Source organism: Actinokineospora spheciospongiae (assembly GCF_000564855.1).
Taxonomy (GTDB): Bacteria; Actinomycetota; Actinomycetes; order Mycobacteriales; family Pseudonocardiaceae; genus Actinokineospora; species Actinokineospora spheciospongiae.
In genome coordinates, this window is record NZ_AYXG01000076.1 from 1 (window position 1) to 19,114 (window position 19,114).

The following is a 19,114-nucleotide window of genomic DNA, read 5'->3' on the forward strand; positions in this document are numbered from 1 at the left end:
TTCGCCCACCCACGCGCACCGCAGCAGAGGGTCTTCGTAGGGGCCCCGAAGAAATAACTCCACCCGATCCAGCACCACACCCACCCAAAGCGCCCAGCAGCCCACCACCCGAAATGCCCGGACACCCCGGCCCCAGGCCCAGCTGCCCGAGCCCAGCTGCCCGAGCCCAGCTGCCCGAGCCCAGCTACCCGACCACGCCGTGTGCCAGGATTCGCGCCATGTCACCGTCGACTTCCCGCCCCGGCGCGCACGGCACGTTGATCACGGTCGCGCCGACCGGGGCCGAGCACAGCAAGGCGGACGTCCCCAACCTCCCGGTCACCGTCGAAGACCTCGTGCGGACCGCAAGGGATTGCGAGCGGGTGGGTGCCGCGATGATCCACCTGCACGTCCGCGACCGCGACGCCAAGCCCACTTTGGACCTGGGGCTCCTGCGGGAAACCGTGGGAGCGGTCCGGGAGAACTCCAACCTGATCGTGCAGTTGTCCACCGGTGGGGCGGTGACCGACTCCGAGGCCGACCGGCTGGCGGTGCTCGACGCGCTCCCGGATTCGGCTTCCTGCTCGATGGGCACCGTGAACTTCGGCGACGACGTCTTCCTCAACCGGTGGGAGTTCATCGTCGAGCTGCACAAGCGGATGCGGGAGCGGGACATCGTGCCGGAGTACGAGATCTTCGACCTGGGGCAGTTGACCACCCTGCGCCGCCTGCTCGACGAGCACGGCCTCCCCTCGGGTGGGCACGTGCACCTCGACCTGGTGCTGGGGGTGCCCGGTGGCATGGCGGGCGACCTGGAGACCGTGGCCGCCGCGCTGCGGCTCGTCCCCGAGGGCGCGACGTTCTCCGCGACCGGGGTGGGGCGCAGCACGCTGCCGGTGCTGCTGGCCAGCCTGTCCGCCGGTGGGCACCTGAGGGTGGGCATGGAGGACACCACCACCTACGCCAGGGGTGAGAAGGTGAAGGACAACGCCCAACTGGTGGCCCGCGCGTCGAGCCTCTCGCGGATCGCGCAGCGGCCGCCGATTGGTCCAGACGAGGCACGGGTACTCCTGGGGGTGGCGCGGTGAGCCACCGAGTCGCCAAGATGTGGCGGTCGGGGATCGAGTGTCGGAGGATGTGCCCGTGATCGAAGTCCGTCCCGGTGGACGCAGGCGCATCGACCGGGTCCTCGCGCCGGATTACGTCACCGGCCTCGACCGCCTCGACCTCGGTGAGGTCCGGGCCCGTCGCGACGACGCCGCCCAGGAGGAGACCGACCTCTCCTACCTGCGCAGGTTGTTGCACGGTCGGATCGACATCGTGCTGGCCGAGCAGCGCCGCCGCGCCGACGGCGGCAGCGCCTCGGTGGTGGAGCAGTTGGCCAGCATCCTCGCCGACAACGCGGTGGGGCCCGCCACGGGTTCCGGTCGCCACCAGGTGATGGAGCCCTCGCGGGCGGAGGCGCACCGCAGGCACGTCGAGGCCCTGGTGTCCGACGCCGACCTGTCCGACGTGGCCGCGCTGCCGGACGAGCGGCTCGACCTGGCGCTGCGCACCTACCGGTCGGAGGAGGCCTCGGTGTCGCAGCGGCGGCGCCAGGTGCAGCAGGTGATGGACCTGCTCAACGAGCAGATCGGCAACCGCTACCGCGCGGGCAGCGCCTCGGTGGACGACCTGCTCGCCGCCGAGCGCGAGAAGCCCGACCGCGAGAAGCCCGCCGAGCGCGGGAAGCCGGGCGAGGACCGCTGAACCCGGCCAACCCGGTGCTCGCCGAGGTGGTGCGCTCCGGGTTCACCGAGTCGGTGCACCGCGGCTCGCTGGTCGTGCTCACCGACGACCGGGTGCGCCTGGCGGTCGGTGACGTGGGCTCGCCGGTCTTCCCCCGGTCGAGCAACAAGCCGCTGCAGGCCCTGGGGATGCTCCGCGCGGGGCTCGACCTCGACGACGACGCCGACCTGGCCATCGGGTGCGCCTCGCACAGCGGTGAGGCGGTGCACGTTGACCGGGTCCTGGCCCTGCTCGCCCGGCACGGCCTCGCCGAGGACGACCTGGGCTGCCCGGAGGACTGGCCGCTGCACGAGGACAGCCGTGGCGACCGGCGCCGCCGGGTCACCATGAACTGCTCCGGCAAGCACGCCGCCATGCTCGCCACCTGCGCTCAGCTCGGCTGGGACACCGCGTCCTACCTCGACCCGGCGCACCCGCTGCAAGCCGCCATCGCCGCCACCGTCACCGACCTGACCGGCACGCCGATCCCCGCCGTCGGCGTCGACGGCTGCGGTGCCCCGCTGTTCGCGCTGAGCCTCACCGACCTGGCCACCGCCTGCTCCCGGCTGGTCACCGCCCCGCCCGGCACCCGCCGCCGCCGCGTCGCCGACGCCATGCGCGCGCACCCGCACCTGGTCGGCGGCACCGACCGCATCGACACCGCCCTGATGGAGGCCGTCCCCGGGCTGCTGGTGAAGGGCGGCGCGGAGGGCGTCCACATCATGGCCCTGCCCGACGGCACGACCCTCGCCCTCAAGGTCGACGACGGCGCCGCGCGCGCCCGGACCCCGGTCCTGGGCGCCGTCCTGGAATTCCTGGGCCACCAGCCCCCGCCGCTGGACACGGTGGTGCTGGGCGGCGGCGAACCCGTCGGAGAGGTGCGCGTCCCGGCGGGCCTGTTCGGCTCAGGCCCGCGGGCGTAACCGGACCCTCGTGCCCGGCCGCGCCTGCGCCAGGGCGGCCAGGTGCCCGGTCGGGACCACCCCGATCACCGGGTAGCCGCCGGTGGTGGGGTGGTCGGCCAGGAAGATCACCGGGCGCCCGTTCGCGGGCACCTGCACGGCACCGGTCACCACCGCTTCGCTGGTCAGCTCGCGCTCGGCGCGGGCGTCCGCGCGGACCAGGGGGTGGCCCAGCAGGCGCAGCCCGACCCGGTTGCTCTCCGGGGACACCGACCAGGTCGCGGCGGCGAGCTGGGCGACCGGGTCGGCGAACCAGTCCTCGCGCGGACCCAGCAGCACCGGCACGGTCAACCGGTCCGGCGGGCTGGGCGGGGCGACGGCGTCCTCGCCGGTCGGCGGCCGGACCGGGGTGCCCAGCGGCAGCACGTCCCCGGCGCGCAGCGGGTCGGGGCCGATGCCGGAGAGGACGTCGGTGGACCGCGAACCCAGGTGCGGCGGGACGTCGAGGCCACCGGACACCGCCAGGTAGCTGCGCAGGCCCGCCCGCGGCGGGCCCAGCTCGACCACGTCGCCCGCGCGCAGGTGGACCGGGGCGTGCGAGCCGACGTCGCGGCCCGCGAGCAGGACCGGGGTGCTCGGGCCGGTCACCACGACCGTGCAGGACGCCTCGGCGCGCAGCACCAGGCCGCCGAGGACGACCTCGATGCCCGCCGCGCCCTCGGCGTTGCCCGCCAGCCGGTTCGCCAGCCGCAGCGACGGCACGTCCAGCGCCCCCGACGGCGGCACCCCCAGGTGCGCGTACCCGGGCCTGCCGAGGTCCTGGACCAGCGCGGAGGGCCCCGGCGCCAGCACCGTCACCGCCCGCCTCACCCGGTCACCTCGAAGCGGACTGTGTCACCGGGGGCCAGCAGGGCGGCGGGGGTGCGGTGCGGGTCGAACAGCGGTTCGGCGCCCGCGGCGAGTCTGCCCAGCAGCCGCCAGCCACCCGGGGAGGCGCGCGGGTAGACGCCGGTGAACTCGCCCGCCACCGCGACCGACCCGACCGGCACCCGGGTGCGCGGCGTCCCCAACCGGGGCTGGTGCAGCTCCGGCGGCAGGCCGGTCAGGTAGCCGAAGCCGGGGGCGAACCCGGTGAACGCCACGGTGTACTCCGCCCCCGAGTGCAGCGCCACCACCGCGTCGACGCCCACCCCGGCGGTCGAGGCCACCAGCTCCAGGTCCGGCCCGTCGTAGACCACCGGCAGCACCACCGGGCGCCCGGTGACGGCGGGGGCCACCGACAGGTCGGCGGAGGTGAGCAGCGGTCGCACCGCGGCGACCGACGGCGAACCCGGCCGGAACGACACCAGCACGGTCCGCGCGGCGGGCACCAGGTCGACCACGTCCGGCAACCCGGCCAGCAGCGCGCGGGCGGCGGCGACCTCGGTCAGCGAGCCCAGCTCGACCAGCACGGCGTCGGCGCCGCAGCGCAGCAGGCGCACGCAGGCGGTCAGCCGACGACGCGGCGCAGGTAGGCCGAGGTGTGCGGCTGCATCTCCTGGCCCATCATCGCCCGCTCCTCGACGTAGGCCAGGTCGACGCCGTTGACCAGCCCGTAGAGCCGCTTCGCCGCGTTGACCTCCTTGGCCGAGGCGGTGCGGGTGACGATGTCGGTCTCGATCTCCCAGGAGGTCTGGGTGCGCGGGGCGCCGTAGTAGATCTCGGTGATGCCGGTGGCGTGCGCCAGCAGCACCTCCAGCGTGTCGTCCGGCCCCGGGCGCCACCAGCCGACCTCGCGGGCGGCCGGGCGGATCACGGCGCCCTCGTCGTCGAGCAGCCAGGCCCGCGACTCGTAGGACAGGAACGGCCGCCCGTCGTGGGCGAAGGTGATCTGCTGGCCGAACTTGAACGGCCCGTCGATCGTCGGGTAGACGACCTCGCCCTCACCGCGCCACACCCCGACCAGGGGCAGCAGGGCGAGCAGGTCGTCGTGCAGGTTCGGGCCCTCGCGCAGGTTCGCGGTGTCCGCCGGGATCGGCAGGTCGTCGAACTGCGGCAGGTTGCGGTGCCGGGTCCGCTCGGCCCGTTGCAGGGCGGCCTGGACCGCGGCGTCACCGCTGCCGGGGACGACCGGGGGCTGGTTCGCTGTCATCCGCTCAGCGCTGGTCGGCGTACAGGCGGTACACCACGTAGACCGCGAACCACGCGGTCACCAGGCCCACGATGACCAGCAGCGAGGTGAAGAAGATTTCCACGCCCCGCAGCTTAGCCGCTGCCGCCGCGAACAACCCGCCCACGCCCGGTGGCCGTGCTCTCACCCGCACCCGGGAACGGCGACGGCCCCGGAGCACGGGGTGCTCCGGGGCCGCTTGGTGCGCTGGGTCAGGCTGGTGCGCTGGGTCAGCCGACGCTGACCGCGACCTCGTGCAGGCCGGGGCCCGCCGCGTTGACCTTGGCCTCGCCGTTGCCGGAGCGGTGCAGCGCGCGCACCGTCCACTCACCCGGCGCGGCGAAGAACCGGAAGTCGCCGGACTCGGCGGAGACGACCTCGGCGGTGAACTCGCCGGTGCCGTCGAGCAGGCGCACGAACGCCCCGCCCACCGGCTGGCCGCCGCTGGTCACCTTGCCGTTGAGGACGACCTCCTTGCCCGGGTCGACCCCGGCCGGGATGGCCGAGCCCTGCTCGGGGGCTCCGCAGCTACTGCTCATCGTTATCTCCTTGACGGGGTTGACCGGACCTTGTTCTTGGATCAGCCCTGCGCGCCGATTTCGACGGGGACGCCGACCAGGGAGCCGTACTCGGTCCACGAGCCGTCGTAGTTCTTCACGTCGCTGTAGCCGAGCAGCTCGTGCAGGGCGAACCAGGTGTGCGAGGAGCGCTCACCGATGCGGCAGTAGGCGATGGTCGCCTTGCCCTCGTCGAGGCCCGCGTCCTTGTACAGCTCGCGCAGCTCGTCGTTGGACTTGAAGGTGCCGTCCTCGTTCGCGGCCTTGCTCCACGGCACGTTGATCGCGGTCGGGATGTGGCCCTTGACCTGCGCCTGCTCCTGCGGCAGGTGCGCCGGGGCGGCCAGCTTGCCGGAGAACTCGTCGGGCGAGCGGACGTCGACGAGGTTCTTGGTGTTGATCGCGTCCACGGCCTCCTGGCGGAAGGCGCGCAGCGAGAGGTCCTGCTCCTTGGCCGAGTAGGTGGTCTCGTCGCGCGTGACCGCCTCGGCGTCGAGCGGGCGGCCGTCGAGCTCCCACTTCTTGCGGCCGCCGTCGAGCAGCTTCACCGCGTCGTGGCCGTAGAGCTTGAAGTACCAGTATGCGTAGGCGGCGAACCAGTTGTTGTTGCCGCCGTAGAGGATCACGGTGTCGTCGTTGCCGATGCCGCGCGCCGACAGCAGCTTCTCGAAGCCCGCGCGGTCGACGAAGTCGCGGCGCACCGGGTCCTGGAGGTCCTGCCTCCAGTCGATCTTCACCGCACCGGGGATGTGCCCGGTGTCGTAGGCGCTGGCGTCCTCGTCGACCTCGACGAAGACCACTCCGGTGGTCTGGAGGTTCTCCTCGGCCCACGCGGCCGAAACCAGCACGTCTTCGCGGCTCATCGGGAAGTTCCCACTTTCTTTCTGGTTGACACGGCGTTGGTCGACACGGCTCAGTGGTCCGACACGGTCCTGGTGGAACCGGGCAGGCGGTGCAGCAGCAGGTAGGTCTCGCAGCCCAGGCAGAGGCCGAAGGCGGCGTTGAGGAACGCGGCGGCCAGCGCGAACGCGGTCGCCACCACGCCGAGCGCGGGAACGCCGAAGGCGTAGCCGAGGGTGCCCACCAGCGCGAACGCGAAGCCGACGCCCTGGGCGAAGCGCAGCGGCGCCACGTCCTCGCGCTCGTCGGTCGGCCCGAGCCGGGGCGCGACGAGGACGCGGTAGAGCACCGAGTACGGCGCGGCGGACAGGCTGGCGAAGGCGCCGACGGCGAACACCACCACCTGCGCGGCGAGCAGCGGCCACCAGCCGGTGAGCAGCACCGCCACGAGCACCGCCGAGGTCACCCAGGCGGCGAACCTGGGGCCGCGCGGGTCGACCTGCGGACGTGCGGACATGTGGTCTCCTGATCTGGGCGCGAGGGCTTCCCTGCGTACCGGCGGTTCGGTGCTGGGCACCGCGGCGGGCGTCGCACCCACCGGACCACCGCCGGTCAGATCACCGACACAGGCTGCTGTGCACGCGGCCGAAATCCACCGCGCGGCGCCTGGTCAGGTTGCTGGACACGGGGGCGAGCTTACGCGCAGGCCCCCGGTTGTGAGAGGACCCGTCCACGGGTTGGGACAGGCCGAATGGGGCTTGTCAGCGGTGAACCCGCTGGTGGTGGACCCGGGCGGGCCTCAGCCGGGCAGGTGCGGGGCCAGCGCCGCGAGCAGGTTTTCGCGTTTCGGGACGCCACCGACCCGCAGCAGTTCCACTCCTCGGGAGTCGACGGCGAGGGTGGTGGGCGTGCGCAGCACCGACAGCGCCTTCGCCAGCTCCGGGCGGTCGGTGAGGTCGACGTCGGCGTGTGCGAGGCCGTCGGTGCGCGCGGCCAGGTCCGACAGCAGGACCCGGGTCTGCCTGCACGGGGCGCAGAAGGTGGTGGAGAGCTGCACCAGCGTCACCCGCGCGCCTGCGTCGAGCGCGGCGCGCACCTCGGCCGGGACCCGGGCCGCGGTGTCGTCCTCCCGCGCGCGGACCCGGCCGTCCCGGGCCCGCAGGGCGAACCCGACCACCGCGGCCACCAGCAGCGTCCCCAGGGCGACCAGCGCACCCGTCATGCCCGTTCACCTCCGCGGGCGGGTCAGCTCCCGCCCAGCACCACGTCCGTCGCCTTGCCCTTCACCGAGAGCAGGCCCGGTTCGACGGTAACCGCGGTCGGCGTGACCCCGAACGGCAGGCTGCCGGTCGGCAGGGGGCGGGAGAACACCCCGAGGATGGTGTCCTCGACCGCCGACGGCAGCCGGGTGGCGCCCGCCGCGTTGCGCAGCTCCAGCCGCTTGGCGCTGATGGCGATGCTGTCCTGCTCCAGCGAGATGATCGAGAAGACGCACAGCTCGGTGGACAGGCCCGCCACCTCGACCGTGCCGCACAGCCGCACCCCGGCGGTGCTGCCCTCGGTGTCGGCGGTCTCGACGCTGTCCAGGTCGGTCTCGCCGCCGTCGGCGGGGGCGGTGGCCACCAGCGCCTTGCTCGCCGGGTCGATGGTCAGGTTCTTGATTGAGGCGATGACGCTGTTGCCCTGGTTCTCCTGCAGCGCGTGGTTGACGTCGGCGGCCTTGATCCGCACCTGGCCGTCGACCTCGCGGACCGGGAGCTGCTTGAGCGAGCCGGACACCACGTCCGACAGCGGCGCCTTGATGCCGCGCAGGTCGGCGTGCACGTCGACGTCGCGCAGGGTGTCCTGGACCGGCACGCCCTTGGCGTCGACGGTCACCGTGTCGTACTCGCCCGCGATCACCTGGGCCAGGAAGGAGAAGCCGCCGACCTTCACCGACGGGTCGTCGCGGAGGCCGAACTGCGCCTTGGCCCGCTTGGACACCTCGTGCTCGAACACCGCCGCCGCGCCGAAGTCGGCCGCGACCAGCAGCGCCGCCAGCACCACGAGGGTGATGACGAGCCGCCGCACCGCCTTGGACCGGCCCCGCCTGGGAGCCGCCTGCGGCCTGCCGGAGTTCGTCATGGTCGTCATCCCCGCCACCTGTCGTGTCTGTCCGTCGTGTCTTGCCCGTCGTGCCCCTGGTCTGTCGCCTGTCCCCTTCAAGGACTCGTCAGCACCCGGTCGGGTTGCGGAGCCACCCCCAATGATCCCCGTCGACTCCCCGTCCCGAGAGCCGGGGCGGTCCTCCCGGGCGCCGTGGCGGCAGGCTGATCACCGCCCGTCCAGGTGGTCCGGGAGGACCCGACCCGTTCGGGAGTACCGGATGGTGAGATCCGAAGCCGTGTTACGCATGATTCACAAAGCCAATTCCCGCGCGGTGAGGAAACGCTTCCGGCTTCGATAACAGCAGGTCAACAGCCGGATTAACGTGGCTGTAACATGACCCCCCTGACCTGCGCGGAGTCCGCCCGGAGCGCGTGCACCCGTGTGACGCAAGCTTCACGACCACGACATTCCCGCAGCTCGGCAGCTATTCTCCGCTGAGCCGAAATCCGAACTCCCGCTCCTCGACGTCGACGGCGCGGATTCACGCAAGAGAGAGGCGGACTCGCATGAGCCTCGACCTGCTGCTGCTGACCGCCGACCCGGAACCCGGTTCGGTCCTCCCGTCGCTGATGCTGCTGCCGCACACCGTGCGCACCCAGGCTCCCGAGGTCACCGCCCTGCTCGAGGCCGGTTCCCGCGACGCCGTCGTGGTGGACGCGCGCACCGACCTGGCCGCGGCCAAGAGCCTGTGCAGGCTGCTCACCAGCGGTGGCGACAGCTGCCCGGTGCTCGCCGTGGTCAACGAGGGTGGCCTGGTGGCCATCAACAGCGACTGGCGCATCGACGAGATCCTGCTGCCCACCGCGGGCCCGGCCGAGGTGGACGCCCGGCTGCGGCTGCTCACCTCGCGCGGCCCCGCCGGTGCCGCCGCCGACGGCGCGCTGCGCCTCGGCGAGCTGGTCATCGACGAGGCCACCTACATGGCGCGGCTGCGCGGGCGCCCGCTCGACCTCACCTACAAGGAGTTCGAGCTGCTCAAGTACCTCGCCCAGCACGCGGGCCGGGTGTTCACCCGGGCCCAGTTGCTGCAGGAGGTTTGGGGCTACGACTTCTTCGGCGGCACCCGCACCGTCGACGTGCACGTCCGGCGGCTGCGCGCCAAGCTCGGCCCCGAGCACGAGCAGATGATCGGCACCGTGCGCAACGTCGGCTACAAGTTCGTCCAGCCCCCCAAGGCGGGCGGCTCCCGCCGCGAGGTCGACCCCCTCGACGCCGACCTGGCGAACTTCTCCCTCGACGCCCGCTAGGCCGCGACACCTCGCTCACGAGTCCCGGACACCCCCTCCCGGTGTCCGGGACTCGCCGTGCCCGGTGGGTAGGGTCGGACCCGTGACCGACCTGACCTGGGGCCCAGCCACCGACGAGATCCGCCCGCTGCTGCTCGCCGCCGCCGCGGCGGACGGGCGCCCCGAGGTCTCCCCGGACGGCCCGCTGCCGCGCGAGTTCCGCGGCGGCGAGCAGCTCGTCGCCGTAGCCGACCACACCGTGGTCGGCTACGCCCACCTCGACACCGACGGCGACGCGCACGGCAACCAGGTCGCTGAGGTGCTCGTGCACCCCGAGCACCGCCGCCGCGGCGTCGGCACCGAACTGGTCCGCGAGGTCTTGGCGCACGCCGCCGACGGCGTCCGGCTCTGGTCGCACGGCGACCACCCGGCCGCCGCCCGCATCGGCGCGCGCCTGGGACTTCAGAAGGTGCGCGAGCTGCTGGTCATGCGCCGCGGTCTCGACGAGGAGCTGCCCGAACCGGTCTGGCGCGACGGCGTCACCGTCCGCGCGTTCGTCCCCGGCCGCGACGAGGCAGCGGTGGTCGAGGTCAACCGGCGCGCCTTCGACTGGCACCCCGAGCAGGGCGCGCTGACCGTCGCCGACGTCGAGGCGACCGAGCGCGAGCCCTGGTTCGACCCGGCCGGGTTCTTCCTCGCCGTCGACCCCGCCGACCGGCTCCTGGGCTTCCACTGGACCAAGGTGCACCCGGACGGCACCGGCGAGGTCTACGTCGTCGGCGTCGACCCGGACGCCCAGGGCGGCGGCCTGGGGCGGGCGCTGACCCTGGTCGGCGTCCGCCACCTCCGAGCCACCGGCCGCCCCGAGGTCATCCTGTACGTGGAGGCCGACAACGCCCCCGCCGTCGCCGTCTACCGACGCCTGGGCTTCACCCGTTCGGCCGCCGACGTCCAGTGGGCCGTAATGCGCACCGGTGGCGCCTGAACGGTTACCGGCTGCGCACACCCGGGTCACGGGACGGCGACAATGTTGTAGTCAGAGCCACATTCGGGGGCTTGTTCACCCGTCGTTCACCTCTTCAAGAGGGCGCGTCCACCACCGCTGCCTAGCGTCGCCGGCGACACGGCTGACAGAGAGTCACGCCGACCGTGAAGGCTCCTGTGCTGGAGGAAATGTGAAGACCAAGCGGACCGCGTCGGTGCTCGGCATCGTGGCCGCCGGTGCCCTCGTGCTCAGTGCGTGCGGCAGCGACAACAACACCCCGACCGGTTCCGGCAACAACTCCGGTGCGCCCGCCCCCACCGCGACCGCCCCGGTCGAGTGCGGCGGCAAGAAGGCCCTCCAGGCCGAGGGTTCCAGCGCGCAAAAGGGTGCGATGGAGGCCTTCAGCGCCGCTTACCGCGCGAAGTGCGCCGACCAGCAGCTCTCCTACACCCCGTCCGGCTCGGGCGCGGGCATCAAGCAGTTCAACGGCGGCATCGTCGACATCGGCGGCAGCGACTCCGCGCTGAGCAAGGACAAGGGCGAGGTCGACGCGGCCGCCCAGCGCTGCCAGGGCAACCCGGCGTGGAACCTGCCGCTGGTCTTCGGCCCGGTCGCCGTGCCCTACAAGCTCGACGGCGTCACCGACCTGACCCTGACCCCCGAGGTCGCCGCGAAGATCTTCAGCGGCGCGGTCACCAAGTGGAACGACCCGGCCATCGCGGGCATCAACTCCGGCGCCACCCTGCCGGACAAGCCCATCACCGTGATCTACCGCGGCGGCGAGTCGGGCACCACCGACAACTTCCAGAAGTACCTCAAGGCCGCTTCCAAGGGCGCGTGGACCAAGGACGCGGGCAAGGTCTTCAACGGCGGTGTCGGCCAGGGCGCCGAGGGTTCCGCGGGTGTCGCGGACGCCGTCGCCGCCGGTGACGGCGCCATCGGCTACGTCGAGTGGTCCTACGCCCAGGACAAGAACCTGACCTCCGCCAAGATCGACAGCGGCTCCGGCGCGGTCGAGCTGACCGCCGAGTCGGCCGCCAAGGCCATCGCCTCCGCCAAGATCAAGGGCGAGGGCAACGACCTGGTCGTCGACCTCGACGCGCTCTACGCCAGCAACACCGCGGGCGCCTACCCGCTGGTCCTCACCACCTACGAGATCGTCTGCTCCAAGGGCTACGACGCCGACACCGCCAAGGCCGTCAAGGCGTTCCTGACCGTCGCCGCCACCGACGGCCAGGCCACCCTCGCCGACGCGGGCTACGTTCCGCTGCCCAACGAGTTCCAGGCCAAGCTGCTGACCGCCGTCGGCGCGATCGCCTGAGTCCAGCGACCCAGGCAGACTGAGCAGAGACGCGATGAGCGACTTCGCCAAGGTCGGACGCCCCGCGACCCGGGAAACCGGGTCGCGGGGCTCGGCGCCGAACACCGCCCCGGAGGCCACGATTCCCCCCAACCCGCCGGACTCGGGCCCGCCCCCGGCCGCGCCCAAGGTCGTCACCCGCCCGGGTGACCGGATCTTCCGGACGCTGACGGTCGGCTCGGGTGTGCTGATCGTCGTGATGATCGTCCTGATCGGCGTCTTCCTGCTGATCCAGGCCATCCCCTCGCTGGCAGGCAACGAGGCGAATTTCCTGTTCAGCCGGGACTGGAACGCCGACCCGGCCGCCTTGGCCTTCGGCGTGCTGGACCTGCTGCTGGTCACCGTGTTCGCGTCCATCTTCGCCCTGCTCATCGCGATGCCGATCTCGCTGGGCATCGCGCTGTTCCTCACCCAGTACGCCCCCAAGCGGCTGGCCAGGCCGTTCGGCTACGTCGTCGACCTGCTGGCCGCCGTGCCGTCGATCATCTACGGCCTCTGGGGCCTCTACGAGCTGGCCCCGGCGCTCAAGCCGGTCAGCACCTGGCTCAACGACACCCTGGGCTTCATCCCGATCTTCGCCACCGGCAGCTCCAACCTGGCCATCGGCCAGACCATCTTCACCGCGGGCATCGTGCTCGCGGTCATGCTGCTGCCGATCATCACCGCGATCAGCCGCGAGGTCTTCGACCGCACCCCCTCGACGCAGATCGAGGGCGCGCTGGCGCTGGGCGCCACCAAGTGGGAGGTCGTGCGGACCACCGTGCTGCCCTTCGGCCGCGCGGGCTACATCAGCGCGTCCATGCTGGGCCTGGGCCGCGCGCTCGGCGAGACCATCGCCGTCATGATCATCCTCGCGTCGACCTCGCAGCACTTCGGCTTCAGCCTCTTCGACGGCGGCGACACCATCGCCTCCAAGATCGCCCGCGCGGCGGCGGAGTTCAACGACCCGCGCGGCGCGGGCGCCTACATCGCGGCGGGCCTGGTGCTGTTCGTGCTGACGTTCATCGTCAACGCCTTCGCCCGCTACATCATCTCCGGGCACAAGGAGTACGAATGAGCACCGCCACTGACCTCGACCGGCCCGCGGCGCCGCCCGCGTTCCAGGAGATCGGGGCGGGTCGCAAGCTGCGCAACCGGTTCGCCACCGGGCTGGTCTGGGGCGCTTTCCTCATCGCGCTGGCCCCGCTGGTCTGGCTGCTGATCACCGTCCTGGCCCGCGGCCTCGAGCACGTGCTCAACGCGGACTGGTGGAGCAGGTCCTTCGCGGGCCTGACCTCCCGCCAGTTCGGCGGCGGCGTCTACCACGCGATCATCGGCACCCTGTTCCAGGGCCTGATCTGCGCGGTCATCGCCGTGCCCATCGCCATCCTGGTCGCGGTGTACCTGGTCGAGTACGGCAAGGGCTCCCGGCTGGCCAACGCGGTCACCTTCACCGTGGACATCCTCTCCGGTGTCCCGTCGATCGTGGCGGCGCTGTTCATCTACGCCCTCTGGGTGACCACCCTCGGCTTCCCGCGCAGCGCGTTCGCGGTGTCGCTGGCCCTGGTGCTGCTGATGATCCCGGTGGTCGTCCGCACCACCGAGGAACTGCTCAAGATCGTCCCGGACGAGCTGCGCGAGGCCGCGTACGCGCTGGGCATCCCCAAGTGGAAGACGATCCTCAAGATCGTCATCCCGACGGCGCTGTCCGGCATCATCACCGGCATCTCGCTGGCCATCGCCCGCGTCATGGGCGAGACCGCGCCGGTGCTGGTCCTGGTCGGGTACACCAGCTACATCAACTTCGACCCGTTCAACGGCAGCATGGCGTCGCTGCCGCTGCTGATGACCTCCGAGCGCCTCACCACCAACGCCATCGGCGAGGCCCGGGTGTGGGGCGCGGCGGTCACCCTGATCCTCATCATCACCCTGTTCAACCTGCTGGGATCGCTGATCTCGCGGCTGACCTCCCTGAAGACGAAGTAGGCGACCCATGGCCAAGCGCATCGACGTCAAGGACCTCAACCTCTACTACGGCAAGTTCCACGCCGTCGACCAGGTGTCCCTGGCGGTCCCGCCGCACAGCGTCACCGCCTTCATCGGCCCCTCCGGCTGCGGCAAGTCCACCGTGCTGCGCTCCCTCAACCGGATGCACGAGGTCATCCCCGGTGCCAGGGCCGAGGGCAAGGTGCTGCTCGACGGCGAGGACATCTACGCGAGCACGATCGACCCGGTGTCGGTCCGCCGCACCATCGGCATGGTCTTCCAGCGGCCCAACCCGTTCCCCACCATGTCCATCAGGGACAACGTGGTGGCCGGGCTCAAGCTGGCGGGCGAGCGCGACAAGCGCAAGCTCGACGAGGTCGCCGAGCGCGCCCTGCGCGGCGCCAACCTCTGGGCCGAGGTCAAGGACCGCCTCAACCGCCCCGGCGGCGGCCTCTCCGGTGGCCAGCAGCAGCGCCTCTGCATCGCCCGCGCCATCGCGGTCCGCCCCGACGTCCTGCTGATGGACGAGCCCTGCTCCGCCCTCGACCCGATCTCCACCCTGGCGATCGAGGACCTCATCGGGGAGCTGAAGAAGGACTACACGATCGTCATCGTCACCCACAACATGCAGCAGGCGGCCCGGGTCAGCGACCAGACCGCCTTCTTCAACCTCGCGGGCGTCGGCCAGCCCGGCCGCCTGGTCGAGATCGACGAGACCGAGCGCATCTTCTCCAACCCCGGTCAGAAGGCCACCGAGGACTACATCTCCGGCCGCTTCGGCTGACCGCCGCTCCACCCCGTCGCACCCGCGAGCCCCTCGGCCCCTCCGGCCGGGGGGCTCGCGGCATTCCGTCACCCGATCCGGTCATCTCCCCCCGGTGCCGGGAACCACCACCGATCCCGTCCCGTCAGAGCCGAGACGGGCAACACCCGCCATTGGTACCGTGACGCGGGAGGTTGTGGCCATGACTGGATCTGTGCAGACGGCTTACCACGCCCCGGGTGCCCCGCCACCGGGCGCGTCGGACCGGAACAGCCCCGACTACGACCCCACCTACGACCCGAAGAGCCCGTACTACATCGACCGGACCGGGACCTCGGACACCTCCCAGGAGGTGCAGGAGCAGGCCGAGCAGCAGGTCGACCAGGACATCGACCAGGCGAACTGGTGGGAGATCTGGAAGCAGTTCACCCGCAACAGCGAGATCAACGAGCAGTTCAACCAGGACATGTCCGCCCAGGCCAACCAGTTGGCCCAAGGGCTGCAGACCCGGCCGGGGCCCGCGCTGTCCTGCACGAACTACCTGAGCACCGAGCACCCCACGCTCCAGACGATGGTGACCGAGGGCGTCGACCCCGACCAGGTCGGTGAGATGGGCGAGATGTACGTCGAGGCCGGGAACCAGATGTCGGGGTTCCAGGGCGACGTGGCCTCGGCGATCAACAACAGCCAGACAGACTGGCAGGGGACCGCGGGCGACTCGGCCCGGCAGTTCATGGCCGACATCGGCAACTGGGTGGGCAAGGCCGGGCAGAGCGCGCAGTTGGCGGGCACGCAGACCGGCATCCAGGCGTCCGCGCTGGCCGAGGCGAAGAACTCCATGCCCGAGCCGGTGCCGTTCGACCTCAAGGCGGCCAACCAGGACCTGGCGACGACGACCGACCCGATCGAGCTGGCCACCAAGGCGACGCAGTACATGAACGACTACCGCGCCAGCCAGGCCGCGCACGAGGAGGCGGCCCGCGTCGTCGGCACCTACGACGGCGCCCTGGGCAGCTCGGCGACGATGCCCGCCTTCGCCACCCCGCCCACCATGTCCGGCGGCGGCACGGACGACCCGGGCAAGCCCGACGACGGCAAGAAGGTCCAGAACCCCGGCGACAGCGACGTGACCGTTTCCGGCGGCGACGACCGGGGGGCCTCGACCTTCAACCAGAACCCGGGCGGCGGCAACGGCAGCACCAACCCGCCTCAACTCGGCGGCGGCAACCCGGGCACCACCGGCAACGGCGGTGGCGGCGGCAACGGCGGCGGGACCACCCCGGGCACCCCGCAGATCCCGATCCCCCCGGGCGGCGGCAACGGCACCACCAACCCCAGCCAGTACCCGCCCCCGTCCGGCCCCGGCCACCTCCCGGGCCTCAACGGCCCGAACGGCGGCGGTGGTGGTGGTGGCGCCGGGAACGGCAGCACCAACGGCGGCCTCAACGGCATGACCCCCCTCGGCGGCGGACCCCTGAACGGCCTCGGCGAGGACAGCGTCCGCGGCGGTCGCGGCGGCACCGGCTTCGGCGGCGGTCGCGGTGGCTTCGGCGGCGGTGGTGGCGGTGGCTTCGGCGCAGGTGGTGCGGGCGGCGGGGCAGGCGCGGGCGGGGGCGGCGCAGCCGGTGCGGGCGGTCCCGGCGCAGGCGGCCTCGGCGCCAAGGGCGCGGGTGTCGGCGCGGGCGCGCTGGCGGCCGAGCACGCCATGGGCGCCCGCGGCGGTGCCGCGGGCGCGGCGGGTGCCGGCCGGGGCGGAGCCGCGGGTGGCCTGGGCGGCATGGGCGCGGGCGGCGCCCGGGGCCAGGGCGGCGAGGACGACGAGCACCAGCGCCCCTCCTACCTGGTCGAAGCCGACCCGGACGAGGTCTTCGGCACCGACGAGATCACCGCACCCCCGGTCATCGGCGGCTGAGCCCCGCCCGGTACGGGCCGACCACTGGTCCGGTGCCCGAGCCCCCGGCGGCCTGGGCGCCCTGCCAGAACCCCAGGCCGAACGCGGACGCGGCGAAACCGCCCACCGCGAGACATGGCCGGTTCACCGGCGGTGACATGGCCGGTTCACCGGCGGTGACCCGGCCGGGTCACCGGTGCCGGGGACAGCGCCGATACCGGGGCGGGGTGCGCCGGTGCGGGTTAGATTGTCCCCATGCCGCCCCGCTCGTTCTCGCTGTCGCTCGCCGCGGTGGACATGCTGTCGCAGGTGTTGCGGGTGAACTGTCGGCTCTACCCGTTCCAGATCCCCAGCTTCGGGGAGTTCGACGAGGACCGGCGGCGGATCGCGAAGCTGGTGTTCACCGACCTGACCAACCGCGGGCTGATCCGCCACAACAGCATCGACACCGACGTGGAGACCGCGCTCAAGGTGACCGGCGACCACGACGTCGCGGTGGCGATGTCCGGCAGCATCGATCCCAAGCGCGACATCCAGGCGCGGGCGGCCGCGGCGGGGACGGCGGGGGTGCTGGCCGTGCAGGAGGGGCAGAGCATCCGGTTCGAGGTGATCAGCCCGCTGGGGCTGGCCCGTTCGCTGGTGGCCCTGCTGCCGCCGCTGGGACCTGGGCCGGGGCAGTCGGTGCAGGTGGTGCAGGCCGCGCCGGAGGCCAGGGCGGAGGGGTTCACCGAGGCGGTGCGGGCGCCGCGGTCCAGTTCGGACGCCCAGTTGCGGATGGCGGCGGCGATGCTGGAGCGGCCGCGCAAGGGGTTCGGGTTCTTCATGGTCAGTGCGCGCGGCAGGCACGGCCGGGAGGTCGACACCGGGACCGTGGGGTGGATCGACACCGACGCGGGGCGGTACCTGATGGTGTCCAAGCCGGGTGCGGAGGGGGAGGTTCGGGCGACCTACTCGCCCGCCGACAGCACCCGGCTGGCCCAGCAGCTCACCGAGCTGATCGACGAGTCCCGGCGCCGGTAGGGCTTCGCCAGGTCGGGAGCCGGGACCGCCGCCGCGGGTCGTGACGACTCGCGGAACACGGCCTAGGGGCCCGCGAACCCCTTCACCAAGGACAGGTCCCACCACAGCGCGCCGGAGCGCAGGTCGTCCACAACGGACCGCAGCCACTCGGCCTCGGCGCGCCGCAGGGCCAGTGCGTATTCGTCCTCCAGCACGAAGATGCGCGGCAGCGGCGCCATCTCCGCCTCGGTCGCGGCGATCTCGGCCTCGACCAGGCCGCGTCGGGTGGTCAGGCAGGTGGCGACGTCCTCCGGGGTGAGGATGAGCATCGAGGCGAGGGCGGCCGGCATGTCCGGGTACTCCGCGGCGGGGGTGGAGAGCATCTCGCGCAGCCAGGTGGTGGCGATGGCGTTGCAGCGGGTGGGTGTGGAGGCCGTGGTCCACGAGGCCTACGACCGCGGCGCGGACGGGGTGGGCGCGTTCCTCAACCTCGCCCCCAACGGCATGGACGCCCTGCGCGTCCTGGACCTGCACGAGGTGGTCGGCGAGGCGGGCTTCGCGACGCCGACCATCCGCCTGTTCCTCGGCGAGCACCGGCGGCTGCGCGAGTTCAGCCTGGTCGGGGCGCGCACGGACGGCCTGACCTCGATCACCCTCAACCGCGGGGACCTCTACGCCCGCCTGCGCGACGAGGCCGTGCGCCGCGGCATCCTGATCGAGTACGGCAAGCGCCTGGTCGGTGCGGACCCCGACGCCGACGGGGTGACCGCCCGGTTCGCCGACGGCAGCACCGACCGGGGTGACCTGCTGGTCGGCGCCGACGGCCTGCGGTCGGTGGTGCGCACGCTGATCGACCCGGGCGCGCCGGACGCCCGGTACGTGCCGCTGGTCAACACCGGGGGGTACGTGCGCGGCGTCGACATCGACACCGAACCGGGCGTCACCCGGATGATGTTCGGCAAGCGCGCCTTCCTCGGCGTGGTCGGCGCGCCCGGTGGCGAGGTGTGGTGGTTCTGCAACGTCCCGCAGCGGCGCGAGCTGTCCCCCGCCGAACTGGCGGCGATCTCGCCGGGGGAGTGGAAGTCGCGCCTGCTCGACCTGTTCGCCGACGACGGTGACCTGCCGCGGCGGGTCATCGGCGGGACCGAGTCACCGATGCTGCCGTGGAACACCTACGACTTCCCCCGGGTGCCGACCTGGCACCGGGACCGGATGGTGATCATCGGTGACGCCGCGCACGCCACCTCACCCGCCGCGGGCCAGGGTGCGTCGATGGCCGTCGAGGACGCCGTCGAGCTGGCCCGCTGCCTGCGCGACCTGCCCGTCGAGGCCGCGCTGACCGCCTACGAGGGCGCCCGGCGCGCCCGGGTGGAGAAGGTCGTGGCGCACGGCAAGCGCAACGGCGACCAGAAGGGCGTGGGCCGGGTGGCGAAACTGCTGCTGCCGCTGGTCTTCCGGCTCATGCCCGACCCGGACCTGCGCTGGCTCTACGACCGCGAGACCCTCTGGGAGGCCCCGGCCCGCTGAACCCGCGCGTTCGGCCCGGTGGGGGTGGCCGGGCCTGCCAGGATGGGTAGGTGAGC

At 72.5% G+C, this 19,114-nt stretch carries 21 protein-coding genes; 12 read left to right on the top strand and 9 right to left on the bottom strand.

Translation table 11 applies throughout. The features are described from left to right. Window positions 1-218 precede the first annotated feature (218 nt). Genes UO65_RS10290 through UO65_RS10300 form a run of 3 tightly spaced genes read left to right on the top strand, consistent with a single transcriptional unit; the run spans window position 219 to window position 2,669 of the window. Entirely contained in the window at window positions 219-1,067 is an 849-nt protein-coding gene (locus tag UO65_RS10290; RefSeq protein ID WP_035281112.1) for a beta-keto acid cleavage family enzyme, read from the top strand. A gap of 55 nt (window positions 1,068-1,122) precedes the next feature. Continuing rightward, window positions 1,123-1,728: an RsiG family protein gene (locus UO65_RS10295; RefSeq protein WP_052020981.1), complete on the top strand. Its 606-nt coding sequence runs from the start codon at window positions 1,123-1,125 to the stop codon at window positions 1,726-1,728. Between the two features lie 14 nt (window positions 1,729-1,742). Next, complete coding sequence (locus tag UO65_RS10300) at window positions 1,743-2,669, top strand: asparaginase (protein ID WP_233427520.1); 927 nt, start codon at window positions 1,743-1,745, stop codon at window positions 2,667-2,669. On the opposite strand, the gene UO65_RS10305 is transcribed toward UO65_RS10300, so the two are convergent. The 8 genes from UO65_RS10305 to UO65_RS10340 all read right to left on the bottom strand — a co-directional run bounded on the left by UO65_RS10305 (window position 2,652) and on the right by UO65_RS10340 (window position 8,327). Then, window positions 2,652-3,518 carry a 5-oxoprolinase subunit C family protein gene (locus tag UO65_RS10305; protein ID WP_035281115.1) on the bottom strand — a complete coding sequence of 289 codons (867 nt, stop codon included), beginning with the start codon at window positions 3,516-3,518 and terminating at the stop codon, window positions 2,652-2,654. The genes UO65_RS10300 and UO65_RS10305 overlap by 18 nt on opposite strands. Then, on the bottom strand, window positions 3,515-4,129 hold the full coding sequence (locus UO65_RS10310) for a 5-oxoprolinase subunit B family protein (protein WP_035281117.1): 615 nt from the start codon (window positions 4,127-4,129) through the stop codon (window positions 3,515-3,517). The genes UO65_RS10305 and UO65_RS10310 overlap by 4 nt, the downstream gene beginning before the upstream one ends. A gap of 8 nt (window positions 4,130-4,137) precedes the next feature. Then, window positions 4,138-4,779 (bottom strand): heme-binding beta-barrel domain-containing protein, encoded by a 642-nt coding sequence (locus UO65_RS10315; RefSeq protein ID WP_035281119.1) that lies wholly within the window; start codon window positions 4,777-4,779, stop codon window positions 4,138-4,140. 248 nt (window positions 4,780-5,027) lie between these two features. Next, on the bottom strand, window positions 5,028-5,336 hold the full coding sequence (locus UO65_RS10320; protein WP_110082526.1) for a DUF1416 domain-containing protein: 309 nt from the start codon (window positions 5,334-5,336) through the stop codon (window positions 5,028-5,030). Window positions 5,337-5,377: 41 nt separating this feature from the next. Continuing rightward, window positions 5,378-6,217, bottom strand: a complete 840-nt coding sequence (locus UO65_RS10325) for a sulfurtransferase (protein ID WP_035281121.1) — start codon at window positions 6,215-6,217, stop codon at window positions 5,378-5,380. Between the two features lie 50 nt (window positions 6,218-6,267). Continuing rightward, window positions 6,268-6,711, bottom strand: coding sequence for a DUF4395 domain-containing protein (locus tag UO65_RS10330; RefSeq protein ID WP_035281123.1), 444 nt, complete (start codon window positions 6,709-6,711; stop codon window positions 6,268-6,270). Window positions 6,712-6,993: 282 nt separating this feature from the next. Continuing rightward, window positions 6,994-7,416: a TlpA family protein disulfide reductase gene (locus UO65_RS10335; protein WP_035281124.1), complete on the bottom strand. Its 423-nt coding sequence runs from the start codon at window positions 7,414-7,416 to the stop codon at window positions 6,994-6,996. Window positions 7,417-7,439: 23 nt separating this feature from the next. After that, window positions 7,440-8,327: an LmeA family phospholipid-binding protein gene (locus UO65_RS10340; RefSeq protein WP_084175438.1), complete on the bottom strand. Its 888-nt coding sequence runs from the start codon at window positions 8,325-8,327 to the stop codon at window positions 7,440-7,442. 521 nt (window positions 8,328-8,848) lie between these two features. Here UO65_RS10340 and UO65_RS10345 point away from each other — a divergent pair. From UO65_RS10345 to UO65_RS10380, 8 genes are all read left to right on the top strand, one after another. Further along, window positions 8,849-9,589: a winged helix-turn-helix transcriptional regulator gene (locus UO65_RS10345; RefSeq protein WP_035281126.1), complete on the top strand. Its 741-nt coding sequence runs from the start codon at window positions 8,849-8,851 to the stop codon at window positions 9,587-9,589. 82 nt (window positions 9,590-9,671) lie between these two features. Continuing rightward, entirely contained in the window at window positions 9,672-10,553 is an 882-nt protein-coding gene (mshD, locus tag UO65_RS10350; RefSeq protein WP_035281128.1) for a mycothiol synthase, read from the top strand. 190 nt (window positions 10,554-10,743) lie between these two features. Continuing rightward, window positions 10,744-11,874 carry a phosphate ABC transporter substrate-binding protein PstS gene (pstS, locus tag UO65_RS10355; protein WP_035281130.1) on the top strand — a complete coding sequence of 377 codons (1,131 nt, stop codon included), beginning with the start codon at window positions 10,744-10,746 and terminating at the stop codon, window positions 11,872-11,874. A gap of 34 nt (window positions 11,875-11,908) precedes the next feature. Continuing rightward, entirely contained in the window at window positions 11,909-12,970 is a 1,062-nt protein-coding gene (pstC, locus tag UO65_RS10360; RefSeq protein ID WP_035281131.1) for a phosphate ABC transporter permease subunit PstC, read from the top strand. After that, window positions 12,967-13,878, top strand: a complete 912-nt coding sequence (gene pstA / locus UO65_RS10365) for a phosphate ABC transporter permease PstA (protein WP_035281133.1) — start codon at window positions 12,967-12,969, stop codon at window positions 13,876-13,878. The genes pstC and pstA overlap by 4 nt, the downstream gene beginning before the upstream one ends. 7 nt (window positions 13,879-13,885) lie before the next feature. Further along, window positions 13,886-14,662 (top strand): phosphate ABC transporter ATP-binding protein PstB, encoded by a 777-nt coding sequence (pstB, locus tag UO65_RS10370; RefSeq protein ID WP_035281134.1) that lies wholly within the window; start codon window positions 13,886-13,888, stop codon window positions 14,660-14,662. A gap of 181 nt (window positions 14,663-14,843) precedes the next feature. Then, on the top strand, window positions 14,844-16,553 hold the full coding sequence (locus tag UO65_RS37325) for a hypothetical protein (protein WP_200873355.1): 1,710 nt from the start codon (window positions 14,844-14,846) through the stop codon (window positions 16,551-16,553). Window positions 16,554-16,787: 234 nt separating this feature from the next. Continuing rightward, the gene (locus UO65_RS10380; protein WP_035281138.1) at window positions 16,788-17,552 is read left to right on the top strand and encodes an ESX secretion-associated protein EspG; all 765 of its coding nucleotides are present in this window, start codon (window positions 16,788-16,790) and stop codon (window positions 17,550-17,552) included. 62 nt (window positions 17,553-17,614) lie between these two features. Here UO65_RS10380 and UO65_RS10385 read toward each other — a convergent pair whose 3' ends face one another. Then, window positions 17,615-17,881 (bottom strand): hypothetical protein, encoded by a 267-nt coding sequence (locus UO65_RS10385; protein WP_110079346.1) that lies wholly within the window; start codon window positions 17,879-17,881, stop codon window positions 17,615-17,617. Here UO65_RS10385 and UO65_RS10390 point away from each other — a divergent pair. Then, a complete protein-coding gene (locus tag UO65_RS10390; protein WP_052020983.1) occupies window positions 17,880-19,058 on the top strand; it encodes an FAD-dependent oxidoreductase in 1,179 nt (392 codons plus the stop codon). The genes UO65_RS10385 and UO65_RS10390 overlap by 2 nt on opposite strands. The last annotated feature ends 56 nt before the right edge of the window (window positions 19,059-19,114 follow it).